Annotated in this window: 14 protein-coding genes; 10 read left to right on the top strand and 4 right to left on the bottom strand. The window is 37.9% G+C overall.

Annotation, left to right across the window (positions count from 1 at the left end):
- Positions 1–104 precede the first annotated feature (104 nt).
- A complete protein-coding gene (dnaJ, locus tag CVS93_RS04760) occupies positions 105–1,247 on the bottom strand; it encodes a molecular chaperone DnaJ (RefSeq protein ID WP_054197114.1) in 1,143 nt (380 codons plus the stop codon).
- Positions 1,248–1,369: 122 nt separating this feature from the next.
- On the opposite strand from dnaJ, the gene CVS93_RS04755 reads away from it, so the two are divergent.
- The 10 genes from CVS93_RS04755 (at position 1,370) to CVS93_RS04710 (ending at position 9,766) form a co-directional block, all read left to right on the top strand.
- Positions 1,370–2,041, top strand: a complete 672-nt coding sequence (locus CVS93_RS04755) for a response regulator transcription factor (protein WP_021091583.1) — start codon at positions 1,370–1,372, stop codon at positions 2,039–2,041.
- Entirely contained in the window at positions 2,038–3,294 is a 1,257-nt protein-coding gene (locus CVS93_RS04750; protein WP_103583079.1) for an ArsS family sensor histidine kinase, read from the top strand. Before CVS93_RS04755 ends, CVS93_RS04750 begins: the two co-directional genes overlap by 4 nt.
- Complete coding sequence (recR, locus tag CVS93_RS04745; protein ID WP_084041236.1) at positions 3,291–3,863, top strand: recombination mediator RecR; 573 nt, start codon at positions 3,291–3,293, stop codon at positions 3,861–3,863. Before CVS93_RS04750 ends, recR begins: the two co-directional genes overlap by 4 nt.
- Positions 3,864–3,948: 85 nt before the next feature.
- Positions 3,949–5,565, top strand: a complete 1,617-nt coding sequence (gene trpD, locus CVS93_RS04740; RefSeq protein WP_107686774.1) for an anthranilate phosphoribosyltransferase — start codon at positions 3,949–3,951, stop codon at positions 5,563–5,565.
- Positions 5,552–6,166 (top strand): phosphoribosylanthranilate isomerase, encoded by a 615-nt coding sequence (locus tag CVS93_RS04735; RefSeq protein WP_107686773.1) that lies wholly within the window; start codon positions 5,552–5,554, stop codon positions 6,164–6,166. Before trpD ends, CVS93_RS04735 begins: the two co-directional genes overlap by 14 nt.
- Positions 6,156–7,337, top strand: coding sequence for a tryptophan synthase subunit beta (gene trpB, locus CVS93_RS04730; protein WP_107686772.1), 1,182 nt, complete (start codon positions 6,156–6,158; stop codon positions 7,335–7,337). Before CVS93_RS04735 ends, trpB begins: the two co-directional genes overlap by 11 nt.
- A complete protein-coding gene (gene trpA / locus CVS93_RS04725; protein WP_107686771.1) occupies positions 7,330–8,079 on the top strand; it encodes a tryptophan synthase subunit alpha in 750 nt (249 codons plus the stop codon). Before trpB ends, trpA begins: the two co-directional genes overlap by 8 nt.
- A gap of 78 nt (positions 8,080–8,157) precedes the next feature.
- Positions 8,158–8,577 (top strand): chemotaxis protein CheX, encoded by a 420-nt coding sequence (locus CVS93_RS04720; protein ID WP_107686770.1) that lies wholly within the window; start codon positions 8,158–8,160, stop codon positions 8,575–8,577.
- A complete protein-coding gene (fliN, locus tag CVS93_RS04715; RefSeq protein ID WP_021091807.1) occupies positions 8,574–8,891 on the top strand; it encodes a flagellar motor switch protein FliN in 318 nt (105 codons plus the stop codon). Before CVS93_RS04720 ends, fliN begins: the two co-directional genes overlap by 4 nt.
- Positions 8,888–9,766: an excinuclease ABC subunit A gene (locus tag CVS93_RS04710; protein ID WP_107686769.1), complete on the top strand. Its 879-nt coding sequence runs from the start codon at positions 8,888–8,890 to the stop codon at positions 9,764–9,766. Before fliN ends, CVS93_RS04710 begins: the two co-directional genes overlap by 4 nt.
- A gap of 101 nt (positions 9,767–9,867) precedes the next feature.
- Here CVS93_RS04710 and CVS93_RS04705 read toward each other — a convergent pair whose 3' ends face one another.
- The 3 genes from CVS93_RS04705 to hsrA are packed head-to-tail and all read right to left on the bottom strand — an operon-like array spanning position 9,868 to position 13,246.
- Positions 9,868–11,316: a Ppx/GppA phosphatase family protein gene (locus tag CVS93_RS04705; protein WP_107686768.1), complete on the bottom strand. Its 1,449-nt coding sequence runs from the start codon at positions 11,314–11,316 to the stop codon at positions 9,868–9,870.
- Positions 11,317–11,318: 2 nt separating this feature from the next.
- A complete protein-coding gene (locus tag CVS93_RS04700) occupies positions 11,319–12,536 on the bottom strand; it encodes a sensor histidine kinase (RefSeq protein WP_199907234.1) in 1,218 nt (405 codons plus the stop codon).
- A 38-nt stretch (positions 12,537–12,574) separates the two neighbouring features.
- On the bottom strand, positions 12,575–13,246 hold the full coding sequence (hsrA, locus tag CVS93_RS04695) for a homeostatic response regulator transcription factor HsrA (protein WP_021091657.1): 672 nt from the start codon (positions 13,244–13,246) through the stop codon (positions 12,575–12,577).
- Positions 13,247–13,297 lie beyond the last annotated feature (51 nt).

Below are 13,297 nucleotides of genomic sequence, written 5' to 3'. Positions count from 1 at the left end.
ATGAAATTTTAAAATTTGTATGAAATTTACTTGTAAAAATTAGGATATATAAAATTTATTTTGAAAGAATTTGTGACGTCAAATTTAACGTCACAAATCTAAATTTATTTTTTCTTTTTGCCTTTTGGCTCATCGCCTTTAAACCAGCTTTTTATCTTATCAAAGACGCTTTCATCGGTATTTGATTTGCCTGATTCTATGCCAAAGCTAGCCTGAAGCTTATTTAAAAGCTCTTTTTGCTCATCGCTTAGTTTTTCAGGTGTTTGAATAGAAATTTGCGCTACAAGCCTACCTTTTTTGCGCGAATTCACGCTTTTTATACCTTCATTTTCAAAGATAAATTGCTGCTTGTCCTTTGCTCCAACAGGTAGTTTTAGCTCAGTTTCTCCTCGAAGCGTTGGAATTTTTATGCTTTCGCCAAGTATAGCTTGCGTGAAAAAGACAGGAATTTCTAGATAAACATCGTCGTTATGACGAATGAAATGCTTATCTTCTTTTACATTTATGCTTACATAAAGATCGCCTTGAACGCCGTTTGTACCGATATTGCCTTTGCCAGCTACTCTCATTCTCATACCGCTATCAACGCCCTCAGGGATAGTAATCTTTACAGTTTGTTGCTGGATTTTATAAGCTTTTGCATTACAATCAGGGCATGGTTCGCTTATTACTTCACCGCTTCCGTGGCAATATGGGCACTCTTGGACGATATTCATAAAGCCATTTCCACGTGTTATCCTGCCACTTCCGCCACAGTGCTGGCAAGTCTTACTTTTGCCGTCTTTACTGCCGGTTGCATTGCATGTTGGGCAAGGCACTTTTTGATCAAATTTTATCTCTTTTTCACAACCAAAAATAGCTTCGTTAAACTCCAAATTTATAGGAATTTCAAGATCGGCTGAGTATTTTTCTGAGTATCTTTTTCTCTGCCTAGAACTACTTGCAAAACCGCCACCAAAAAATGAGTCAAAAATATCTGAAAGATCAAAATCGGCACTAAATCCGCCACCGCTACCAAATCGACCCTCAAGGCCTTCTTTGCCGTATCTGTCGTAGATAGAGCGTTTTTGCTCGTCGCTTAAAACTTGATAAGCTTCATTTATCTGTTTAAATTTTAGTTCAGCCTCTTTGTCGCCAGAATTTCTATCTGGATGATATTTTAAAGCAAGCCTTCTAAAGGCTTTTTTGATCTCATCTCCGCTTGCATTTCTTGAAATTTCAAGGATTTCGTAATAGTCAAATTCCACATTTTTCCTTGTTAATTAAGCTTATTTTAAATATGGGATTTTACCCAAAAAAGTTTAAATTTAAAAAAGAATTTACATTTTTGCCGTATAATCTCTACTATTTTTAATAAAAAGGATAATTCATGGTTAATGTTTTAATGATAGAAGACGATCCAGAATTTGCGCAAATTTTATCTGAATATCTTGATAGTTTTAATATAAAAGTTACGAATTTTGAAGATCCATATTTAGGACTTAGTGCTGGGATAAAAAACTATGATTTGTTAATACTTGATCTTACTTTGCCGGGCATTGATGGGCTTGAGGTTTGTAAAGAAATTCGCCAAAAATACGACATTCCTATCATCATAAGTTCAGCTAGAAGCGATATTAGCGACAAGGTTGTTGGACTTCAGCTTGGTGCTGATGATTATTTGCCAAAACCATACGATCCAAAAGAGATGTATGCTCGTATCACAAGTCTTATAAGAAGATACAAAAAGACAAATGAAGTACAAGAAGAGGTCGTTGATAGCGCATTTAGGATCGATGATAAACGCCACGAAATTTACTTTAACAATGAGCCGTTAGCGCTTACTCCAGCTGAGTATGAAATTTTAACTTATCTCATTAAGCAACACAGCTTTTCAGTATCACGTGAGCAGCTAGTTTATAACTGTAAAAGCCTAAAAGATAAAGATTCAAAGAGCTTAGATGTTATTATCGGACGCCTTAGATCAAAAATCGGTGATAGCTCAAAAGCCCCAAAACATATATTTTCAGTAAGAGGCATAGGATATAAGCTTATCGGATGAAATATTCCATAACTACGAAGATAACTATTATCTTTGCCATAGCTTTCTCGCTGATGTGCTTGCTCTTTGTAACTTTTGCAAACATTCAGCAAGAAAGCGCTTTAGAAAAACTAAAGGATAGACAAATAAGTGCGATGAACTATCTTGTCGCACTCTATGAACGTGGAAATCCCCCAAGAGATTTAGAACATTATTTTAAAAATTTTTACTTAGAGTATGTTGGAAATAAAAATTTAGCCACTTCAATAGCCACAAATGGAACCGTTGTTTTTACTCAGCACACGCCTCTTGGAGTGGTGCAATCGGTTAATTATAAAGGCGATTTGTATTTGCTTATTAAAAATCCGTCTTTCCAGCTACTTCTTGAAAGTAATGATGCAAGACACGTAAATGATCCGCTTTGGGTCGCATTTTTGATAGTTTCAGCCCTTCTCATCTCACTTTATGTTTCTGTTCTTAGAAGTCTTTCGCCGCTTAGAAGGCTTAGTAAAGATATCAGAAAATTTGCCAGTGGAAATATGGAGATGGCGATGACGGCTAGGCTAAATGAAAACGAGCAAGATGAGATCGGACAGGTTGCGGTTGAGTTTGATAACGCCGTTTGCAAGATCAGAGAGCTCATCCGCTCAAGGCAGCTATTTTTGCGTGCGATTATGCATGAGCTAAAGACTCCTATTGGTAAGGGCAGGATCGTCTCTGAGATGGTCGCAAATGAGACCCAAAAGATGAGGCTCATAAACGTTTTCGAGCGCCTTGAGATGCTGATAAATGAATTTAGTAAAGTCGAACAGCTCCTTTCTAAAAGCTACGCACTAAACTATCAAGAGTGCCATTTTTCGCTTATTTTAGAGCAAGTGCAAGATATGCTCATGCTTGATAAATTTGAAGAGCGAGTGAGCTGCGATATCAGAGACGACGTGATATTGAGAGTGGATTTTCAGCTTTTTAGTTTGGCGATTAAAAATTTGATAGACAATGCCCTAAAATACGCAGAGGATAAAAAGGCTATTTTGATCTGCGATAGCGAATTTATAGCGGTTAAAAATTTAGGCAAAAAGCTAAATCATCCTATTGATTACTACAAACAAGCCTTTGTGCGTGGTGACAAGGTGAGCGCGGGAAGTGGTATGGGGCTTGGACTTTATATCATCGAGCAAATTTGTCAGATGCAAAAATTTGAGCTTGCTTACGACTACGAGGATGGTTATCATGTATTTAAAATTTTACTTAGATCAAAGGCGAAGCGAGCATGAAAAGAGGCTTAGAAAAATTTAACGAGCTAACTGAGTCTTTTGCCAAGCTGCCAGGTGTCGGTAAAAAATCAGCCGCAAGGTTTGCCTATTTTGTCTGCATGCAAGATAGCTTTGCAGGGCTAAGGCTCGCTCAAAATATCGAAGATGCGGTGAGGTTTATCAAACGTTGTGAGCGTTGCGGTGGGCTAAGTGAAAATGAAATTTGTGACATTTGCAGCGACGAGAGCAGGGACAGTGAGGTCATTTTGCTGGTTGAGAGCCCAAAAGATATCTTGGTTTTTGAGCAAAATGGCATTTATAACGGCCTTTACTTCGTGCTTGACGAGATCGATGATGACGCCATAGAGAGGCTGCGAAGTGCTATCACGCAAAATGGCTCAAAAGAGGTTGTTTTTGCCTTTACGCCGGGGTTAAATTCAGACGCGCTCATGCTTTACGTCGAGGACAAGCTAGGGATGAGTGAAATTTCATTTAGCAAGATCGCCCAGGGCGTGCCAACTGGTGTAAATTTAGAAAACGTCGACATGCTTTCACTTTTAAAAGCCTACGAAAGCCGTACAAAAGCCTAATTAAACTTTCTTTTAGTTATAATTTTGCCTAAAATTATAGAAATTTAGCCAAGGCACAACCGCTGCTAAATTTAAAGGATATAGGTTGATTTTACTCATAGATAATTACGATAGTTTTGTTTTTAATGTTGAGCAATATGTAAAAGAGCTTACAGATGAAGAGGTTAGATGCGTTAGAAATGACAAGATTACACTTGATGAGATCAAAAAACTAAACCCAAACAAGATCATTTTAAGCCCAGGACCAAAGCACCCAAAAGATAGCGGAGTTTGTTTAGAAATTCTAAAAGCCGATCTTGGCGTGCCGGTGCTTGGCATTTGCCTTGGACACCAAGCTATAGGGCTTAGTTACGGTGCAAAGATAAAAAGACTAGATGACCCACTTCATGGCAAAACCTCATTTATTGACGTGAAAAATAAAGAGCCACTTTTTGATGGGTTGCCTGAGCGCTTTGAGGTTATGCGCTACCACTCGCTCTATGTCGATGAGCTCCCAGCTAGCTTAAGCGCTGATGCGGTGAGCGATGATGGCGTAGTAATGGCACTTAGCGTAAAAGATAAGCCGATCTTTGGCATCCAGTTTCACCCTGAGAGCTACTTTACACAATACGGCAAAAAGATAGTTGAAAATTTTGTAAATTACAAGGCAAAAGATGAGGTTAAAGAGCCAAAAATTCGCTCTCTTAAGCCATATCTTATCAAGCTTCAAGAGAGCATACCGCTTGATGATAGCGACTTTGAGCAAATTTGCGAGATAATAGCTAGTAAAGAATACGAGATCGTGCAGCTTTCAGCCCTTTTGGTGCTAATTAGCGAAAAGAGCCTCTATCCAAAAAGCCTCGCTGCGCTTGCAAAAAATATCCTAAAATACTCGCAAACTTACCGCGACGATACGCCTATGATCGATCTTTGCGGCACTGGAGGCGACGGCTTTAAGACGATAAATATCTCAACAACTGTGGCATTTATCCTTGCAAGCCTTGGCATAAAGGTCGCAAAACACGGCAACAAGGCAGTTTCAAGCAAGTCAGGTAGCTCTGATGTGCTTGAAATTTTAGGCGTAAAAAGTGAAAAATCACTGGCAAAACAGCGTGAAAATTTAGCTAGTAAAAATTTAGCCTTTTTTCATGCGCCATTTTTTCATCCGCTAGTTGGTGGGGTCAGAGAAGTGCGCCAAAGACTTGGCATAAGGACCGTCTTTAACGTGCTTGGACCGCTTTTAAATCCAAATTTAAACCTTACAAATCAGCTAGTTGGCGTCTATCATAAGCCTGTCTTAAAACTCTACGCCCAGACACTTAAAATCCTTGGCAGAAAGCACGCTCTAGTCGTCCGCGGCGATGACGGACTGGACGAGATCACGCTTTGTAGTGAAACAAGCGTTGTGGAGCTAAAAAATGGCGAAATTTTTGAGTACAGCATCACGCCAGAGCAGTTTGGCTTTAAAAGAGCGCTTCACAGCGATATCGAGGGCGACATACCTGAAGAAAACGCCAAAACCTTGATCCGCACGCTAAAAGGCGAGGAGCAGGGGGCGAAATTTGACATCGTTGTCTTTAACGCGATGTTTGCGCTTTATGCAGCTGATGGCGCAAATAATCCAGACGAGGCTAAAAAAATGGTGCTAGAGGCGATAAATTCTGGCAGGGCGTATAAATTTTATGAAGAGTTTATAAAGGCTGGGGCTAATGGCGCTAGTTAAAATTTGTGGTATCAAAACGCTAGATGAGGCGAGTGCGGTTTGTGCTTTGGATGTTGATTTTATCGGGTTAATATTTGCTAAAAGTAAAAGAAGGGTTGAGCTAAATTTAGCTAGGCAGATAGCGAAATTTGCTCACAACAAGAGTAAAAAAGTAGTTGGCGTTTTTGCTGAGCAAAGTGAGTGCGAGATAATAGAAATTTGCCAGTTTGCTGGTCTTGATGTGGCTCAAGTGCATGGAGTGGTGAGTGAAAATTTAGAGACAAATTTAAAAGATATGGGGCTTGAGATTTGGCAGGTTTTTAGCGTGAAAGATAGCTTGCCAGAGGTTGATTTTAAGCATTTTGACATGGCGCTTTTTGACTGCAAGGGCGAAAATGCTGGCGGAAACGGCACTAGCTTTGAGTGGGAAATTTTAAAAGAGGTTAAGTTTAAATTTGGCATGGCTGGAGGCATAGGCGAGCACAACATAAAAGAGGCGCTGAAATTTAAGCCATATCTAGTCGATATCAACTCCAAAGTCGAGGACGAAAACGGCATAAAAGATGCGCAAAAGATAGAGAGAATTTTAAAGATCATAGGTGAGGTAGAAAATGAACACTAAAGCATATTTTGGAAAATTTGGCGGGCAGTTTGTGCCTGAGACGGTGATGTTTGCTCTTGATGAGCTAGAAAACGCCTATGCCAGTATCGCAAAAACAAAAGAGTTTAAAGACGAGCTTGATGATCTGCTTAAAAACTATGTTGGCAGGCCTAGTCCGCTCTTTTTTGCAAAGCGCCTGAGTGAGCACTACGGACATGAAATTTACCTAAAAAGAGAGGATCTAAATCACACCGGCGCGCATAAGATAAATAACGCCCTGGCTCAAGCACTGCTTGCCAAAAAAATGGGTAAAAAGAAAATTTTAGCTGAGACTGGAGCTGGACAGCATGGCGTGGCAACAGCGACTGCAGCGGCACTTTTGGGCTTAGAGTGTGATGTCTATATGGGTGCTACGGACGTGGCTAGACAGCAGCTAAATGCCTTTCGCATGCAGCTTCTTGGCGCAAAAGTGGTGAGCGTAGAAGATGGTCTAAAAACGCTAAAAGAGGCGACTACAGCGGCTATTCAAGCGTGGGTAAATGAGATAGAGAGTGCGTTTTACGTCATCGGTTCAGCCGTCGGCCCTCACCCGTATCCAAAGATCGTGCGTGATTTTCAAAGCATCATTGGTACAGAGGCCAAAGCTCAGCTAGCAGACTACGGCAAAAAGGCCGACTACGTCATCGCATGTGTTGGTGGCGGCAGTAATGCCATTGGAATTTTTAGTGCATTTTTAGACGATAAGAGTGTAAATTTAGTAGGTATCGAGGCTGGCGGTCTTGGTATAGAGACGCCTTATCATGCAGCTACTCTTAGCAAAGGCAAGACTGGCATCATCCACGGCATGAAAACGACCGTCTTGCAAGATGAGTACGGCATGATCTCGCCAGTTCACAGCATCTCAGCAGGCCTAGACTACCCAGGTATCGGCCCAGAGCACGCCCATCTAAACGACATCAAAAGGGTAAAATACGAAGCCGTAACGGACGATGAGTGCATAAACGCTCTTTATTTCTTAAGCAAAATGGAGGGCATCATCCCAGCCATCGAAAGCGCGCATGCACTGGCATATCTAGAAAAGCTTTGCCCAAAACTAGATAAAAAAAGCGTCATAGTCGTAAACGTCTCAGGCAGGGGCGATAAGGACATAAACACAGTTATCGGCTACGAAAAAGGAAAAATTTATGGATAAGATAAGAAGCGCATTTAGCGGCAAAAAAGCAAACATCGGCTACATCGTGGCTGGATATCCAAGCCTAGAAAAAACGAAGGAATTTTTAGAAAATTTAGATGAGAGCACGCTTGATCTAGTAGAGATCGGCATCCCTTACTCTGATCCGCTGGCTGACGGTAAGCTCATCGCGCAAGCTAGCTTTGAGACGGTGCAAAATGGCGTAAATACGGACGTCGTCTTTGACATGCTTGAGAGTTGCAAGACAAAAGTGACAAAGCCACTTGTTTTTCTGGTCTATTTTAATATCATCTTTGCTTACGGCGTTGATAAATTTCTAAAAAGATCGGTTGAGGCAGGAGTGAGCGGCTTTATCGTGCCTGATCTGCCTTGCGAGGAGTGTGAGGAATTTGCTCTAAAATGTAAGGAGCTAAAATTAAGCCTGATACCACTTATCAGCGTCACCTCTGGGGGTAGGGCGGATGGAATTTTAAAATTTGGCTCAGGATTTATTTATGCTCTTGGTGCGATAGGCGTTAGTGGCTCAAAAAGGGCTGATGAAGACAGGATAAAAAATTTGGTCCTAGAGCTTAAGAAAAAGAGTGATCTGCCAGTGGCTGTAGGCTTTGGTATAAAAAACAAAGATGATGTTAATGAGGTAAAAAAATATGCTGACGGAGCGATAATAGGTACGCAAATAGTTAAGCTTTGTGCCGATTTTAGCGGTGAAAAGCTAGTAAAAGAGATAGATAAACTCTTTTAAAATGCTTAATAAATTTATAGCTAATTTAGTAAAGCCAAAGTATAATTGAAAATGCATTTCAAGTCTTAAGGAAGAGATATGAGAAAAGTTATAGATGAAGCTACAAGCTATCTTTGCAAGGATACTTTAGAGCTAGATTTAGAGTTTGGCAAGAGTCTAGGTAAAGGATTTTACGGAGCTAGCATACCAGTCTATAAGGGCAAAAGCGAGTATTATTTTTACCTATTTTTTAAAAAAGATACTTTGAAAATTTTCATGAATGCCTTTTTTGGTCACGAAGATGTTGATGGTGGTGATCTGGATGATCTTTGTAAGGAGATAGCAAATCAGATTATTGGCAAAGCTAAAAATTTGCTAAACGAAAAAGAGCCAAATGCTTATAAACTTGGAACGCCTGAATTTTTAGGTGAAGTTGAAAATTTTGGCATCAAACTAAAAGAGAAATTTGTATATAAAATAAAGAATAGAACATTTCAAATAGGCTACAACATACAATGAACGACGAGAGTGCGATAGAGACGCTAGAGCAGCTAGGGCTTTTTAAGAGCTATGATGAGCTTATGGATATAAGCGTTGATTTTATAGCTGAGCTAGGAACTACCACGGTTAGTATAAATGAGCTTTTGAAATTTGAAGCTGGCTCGGTCATAGATCTCGAAAAACCAGCTGGCGAGAGCGTGGAGCTATATATAAATAATAGAATTTTTGGAAAAGGCGAAGTAATGGTTTATGAGAAAAATTTAGCCATCAGGATAAATGAAATTTTGGATTCAAAGTCAGTTATTCAGTACTTCAAAAAAGAACTTTTATGAAATTTATACTATTTTTCTTACTTTTTGCAACTCAAATTTTAGCTTCAAACCTATTAACTTACAATATCTATGAACGTGCTGATAGAGTCGATATTATGCTTAGCTTTGATGCACCTTATGAAGGAAATATCTTTCAAAAGCGCGAAAAAGACACAACATCTTTGATATTAAATTCGCTAAATTACGATCAAAGTGCTAGTAAAGACATAAACTCAAAGATTATTCAAGAGCTTGAGATAGAGCCAAAGCAAAACTCGCTTGTCTTAAATTTGCGCTCAAATGATGCTATTATCGTAAATGCTTCAAAGACGACTGATAGTTTTGGGCTCCGCATTCGTGTAACTCTAAAAAATGCAAAATCTCAAATACAAAATATGCCTCAAGCTAGTGCAAAAATAGAGAGCCCTAGCACTCCAAAGATAGATGAAGAGCCTATGCTGAATATAGACTCAAGATATTTTATAGTTTTAAGTGTGCTTATTGCGCTTCTTGTATTTTTATATGTATTTAAAAGATATATTACTTCAAAGAGTAATGATTTTGGCGGATTTAAAGCACCTAGAAATCAGTCTCAAAATGATACAAAATCAATGAACTGGCTACTTAAAAATCAAAATAGTAACGTCAATATAATATATGAAAAATATCTTGATCGCACGAATAAACTAATGCTATTAAGCTATGAAAATAGGCGTTATTTAGTGATAGTTGGTAGCTCAAATGTAATGCTTGATAGCTTTGGTGAAGACAAGATACAAAATGAGCAAGATTTTGCTATATTTTTTGAAGAAAACAAGAAAAAACTAAGCTCATTTTTAGAAGAGCGAAAAAATAGTTTAAGTAACTATAAAGATAAAATGAGCGGAGAATTTTAGTAGTTTTAGCTAAAATTCTCATCCAATAAGCATGTCTTAGTCTGTGTAAATTTTTAACTTTACTTGCCTAAAATTTTTAGCGTTAAAGCTAGTTTCAAAATTTATACAAACGAAATAGCAAAAATTTCAGGTTTTGTGATCTTTTTTATCTCTTCTTTTGCCATAGCGAATTCTTTTGCGCCTTCTATTTTTAGCGTATGCCCACTAAATTCGAAGTTTAGATTTGGCCTTTCACAGGTTAGATCAAGTGCCTTTGCTAGTGAGAGTATAAAACTTAGCCATCTTATACACTCGGCTTTTGGAAGTAAATTTTTATATCGCTCAAATTCATAGATGTTTTTCTTTCCGTTTGTGCCAATTACTACTGCAATCAATGCTTTTTGTTCATGCGAAAAGCCATAATTTAAGGCATTTAGGACTATATAGGCTGAGTTTTTATGATCGCCATAAAAGCCAATCTCTTGACCGACATTGTGAAGTTTTGTAGCAACTAAAAGCACTTCAAGATAGTTATCGCTTAAACCGTGAAGCTTTTTTAATACCATAAATATATCTTTTGCATATCTTGTGACCGATTTATTACATGATAATATAAAACGATCTTGCAAACTTTTGATACTTGGATTAAAATTTTGCGGAAATTTAATGCTAGGGCGTAAAAAATCTTTTAAGAACACTCCCTCTCTTACGCCAACCCCACTTGTTATAATATTTTTGGCATTCAGAGCTTTGGTGAGGGCCAAAAAGATATGTGCACCCTCTCTAATGGTGTCGTATCTGTCTTTTTTAATAGGAAATTTATTTAGCTCAAGCACGCTAATATTTGCGATGCTCTCGATATAGGCTTGCTCGTCGCTAAGCTTGTAGCAAAAGCCATGCAGTGATGAGAGTGGATATAAATTTTTGCTCATTATGGCAGATGATATCGCTCTAAGAGAGCCACCAATAGCGATTATATTTTGGCATTTAAATCGCTCATCTATCTGTTTTGTAACTTGTTCTAAAAATTTTGGCAACTTATTTAAGTTTTTTTTATCAAAAAAAAGCTCTTTTAATCTAACTGTGCCAATGTCAAGTGAGAGCGTATCTATTATTTTGCCTTTGCTTATTCTGGCAAGTTCAGTTGATCCGCCACCGATATCGATAGTGACGCATTCAGCGATGTTATGGAGTAAATTCTTGGCCGCGATTGCACCAAAAGTAGCCTCTTCTTTGCCGTCTATGACTTTTAAATTTATGCCAAGTTTTTTTCTTAAAAGAGAGATCAAAACATTTGCGTTTGGAGCGTCCCTAAGCGCTGAAGTACCAACACATAAGACTTTATTGCATTTGTAGCTTTTTATGATATTTGAAAATTCTCTAAAAGCCTTTAGCGCTTTTTCCATCGAGCTTTCGGATATTTCATTGTTTGAGCCATATCCGCCTTCACCTAGGCGAACCTTTGTTTTATATTCAGCTAATATAAAAAACGCTAAGCGTGACGTTCTCTCAAATATCGCCATTCGCATAGAATTTGAGCCAAGGTCAATTACTGCGGTTCTCTTTGCCATTTTTATCCTTTTATATTTAAAACTAGGCTTGCGACTGCACCGCTTCTATCGTTTCTATTTTTAATATCTACTTCGCCACCAAGAGCCTGCGCTGCACCTTTAGCTAGAAACAACCCAAGCCCAGCACCGCCTTTGTCGCCATATCTTTTGAATGGAGCAAATAAATCTTTGCTCTCATCTATGCCTATTCCTTCATCTATTACTTCGATGATAAATTTATTTTTTATGAGCTTAGAGCTAATCGTAATGGTGCTATTTTTTGGTGAAAATTTAATGGCATTTTGAACAAAATTTTGCACAATGTGGGTTAGTAAGCTAGTTTGTATTTTTAGATTCAAAATTTCTGGTTTTAGATCTAGTTTTATATTTTTTTCATCATTTTTTGCAAGTATCTCATAGTTTTTAGCAAGTTTTTTTAAAAATCCTATAACATCGGTATTTACTGGCTCTTCAAACTGAGCTCCCTCTTGGCGGCCGATCTCAAGCACAGAACTTATCATCGCGTTCATGCCGTTTATAGCTTCATTATTTGATTTTAGAGCCTCGATATATTTTTCACTCTCGCGTGGCTTTAAAAGCGTAACTTCATTTTTTGTTTTCATTACAGCCAGCGGTGTTTTTAACTCATGTGCCACGCCTACAAAAAGTTCTTTTTGGTATAAGACAAATGTTTGGATTCGAGAGATTAGTCTATTTATGCTCTGCCCAAGTGGCAAAAACTCATCTGGTAGACTTTTTATATCGATCTCATGAAGAAATTTTTCGTCTAAATTTGTAAGCTTGTGACTTAAAATTTTTATAGGTATTAAAAGCATTCTTGATAAAAATAGTGCATAAAAAAGCACCAAAAGTATCGCTGATACATTTACGATTATAATATCTATAAAAATTTCTTCTACTATATGAGCTTGAAGAGTAGTATCTTTTTCTAGGCTTAAATAACTGCTTTGATCGAGTTTTGTTATTAAAAAAGTTTTACTCTGATCCTTTGATTTTTGCGTTACGATATATGTTTCTTTATCTTGTGGCTCGTCTATTTTTATCGTTGCTAGAGTTTTGTTTGGATTTTCTATCGTAAATGTTTTTGAATTTAAAGGATTGAAATTTTGAGGATTTTTTTTATAAGCTTCAGCTTGATAGTTTAGCTCATTAACTACACTTTGAAAAACGGTAACCCTTATATAGTGATAAAGCATTACCGAAATAACTACAATTAGCATCATAGCACCAGATGCTAATTGTAGTATAAATCTATTCCTTAGGCTTTTTTGGGAAAACAAAATCTATATCCGCGTCTTCTAACAGTTTCAATTGTTGAAATATTTAGTGGTTTATCCATTTTTTGGCGGATTTGGTTGATAGCGACTTCAATGACGTTTGGAGTTACAAGCTCTGGCTCTTCCCAGATAGCATCAAGTAGTTGCTCTTTAGATACGATCTGATCTGAGTGTCTTGCAAGATGAGTTAGGACTTCAAAAGGTTTACCCTTAAGCTCAATATCACGACCCAAATATGTGATTTTCTCCTCATCTGGATTGATGATGAGCTCATCGATTTTTATAATATTTGTACCGCCAAAGCGTAGTCTTGCTTCAAGTCTAGCTACTAAGATGTCAAAATCAAATGGTTTTTTGATATAGTCATCAGCACCAGCTCTAAGTGCTTTTATTTCGCTTTCTTTGTCATCTTTTGCAGAAAGAACTACAACTGAAGTGCGTGGAGATTTGTGTTTGATGATGTTTATAAGATCTATGCCATCACCATCTTGAAGCATCCAATCGGTCAAAACTAGATCGTAATTTCTTATGCCTATATAGTACTCGGCATCTTTAAAATTTTCAGAGCTATCAGTTTGATAGCCAAACTCTTGCAAACCTTCAGCAATCGTCTTATTTAGTGTCACTTCATCTTCAACTATTAAAATACGCATTTTGCTTCCTTAAACTAAAATTTATGGGCGATTGTATCATAAATTAAGCAA

This window comes from Campylobacter concisus (genome assembly GCF_003048535.1).
Taxonomy (GTDB): domain Bacteria; phylum Campylobacterota; class Campylobacteria; order Campylobacterales; family Campylobacteraceae; genus Campylobacter_A; species Campylobacter_A concisus_S.
Note: the sequence above shows the minus strand (reverse complement) of the source record. Positions and strands in the feature narration are given on the sequence as shown.

Excerpts from the sequence above, each read along its gene's own strand:
- CVS93_RS04720 (WP_107686770.1), top strand. The coding sequence starts at position 8,158 with ATGAGAAAAGTTATAGATGAAGCTACAAGCTATCTTTGCAAGGATACT.
- CVS93_RS04755 (WP_021091583.1), top strand. The coding sequence starts at position 1,370 with ATGGTTAATGTTTTAATGATAGAAGACGATCCAGAATTTGCGCAAATT.
- CVS93_RS04705 (WP_107686768.1), bottom strand. The coding sequence starts at position 11,316 with ATGGCAAAGAGAACCGCAGTAATTGACCTTGGCTCAAATTCTATGCGA.
- recR (WP_084041236.1), top strand. The coding sequence starts at position 3,291 with ATGAAAAGAGGCTTAGAAAAATTTAACGAGCTAACTGAGTCTTTTGCC.
- CVS93_RS04700 (WP_199907234.1), bottom strand. The coding sequence starts at position 12,536 with ATGCTAATTGTAGTTATTTCGGTAATGCTTTATCACTATATAAGGGTT.
- trpA (WP_107686771.1), top strand. The coding sequence starts at position 7,330 with ATGGATAAGATAAGAAGCGCATTTAGCGGCAAAAAAGCAAACATCGGC.
- hsrA (WP_021091657.1), bottom strand. The coding sequence starts at position 13,246 with ATGCGTATTTTAATAGTTGAAGATGAAGTGACACTAAATAAGACGATT.
- CVS93_RS04750 (WP_103583079.1), top strand. The coding sequence starts at position 2,038 with ATGAAATATTCCATAACTACGAAGATAACTATTATCTTTGCCATAGCT.
- CVS93_RS04735 (WP_107686773.1), top strand. The coding sequence starts at position 5,552 with ATGGCGCTAGTTAAAATTTGTGGTATCAAAACGCTAGATGAGGCGAGT.
- fliN (WP_021091807.1), top strand. The coding sequence starts at position 8,574 with ATGAACGACGAGAGTGCGATAGAGACGCTAGAGCAGCTAGGGCTTTTT.
- CVS93_RS04710 (WP_107686769.1), top strand. The coding sequence starts at position 8,888 with ATGAAATTTATACTATTTTTCTTACTTTTTGCAACTCAAATTTTAGCT.
- trpB (WP_107686772.1), top strand. The coding sequence starts at position 6,156 with ATGAACACTAAAGCATATTTTGGAAAATTTGGCGGGCAGTTTGTGCCT.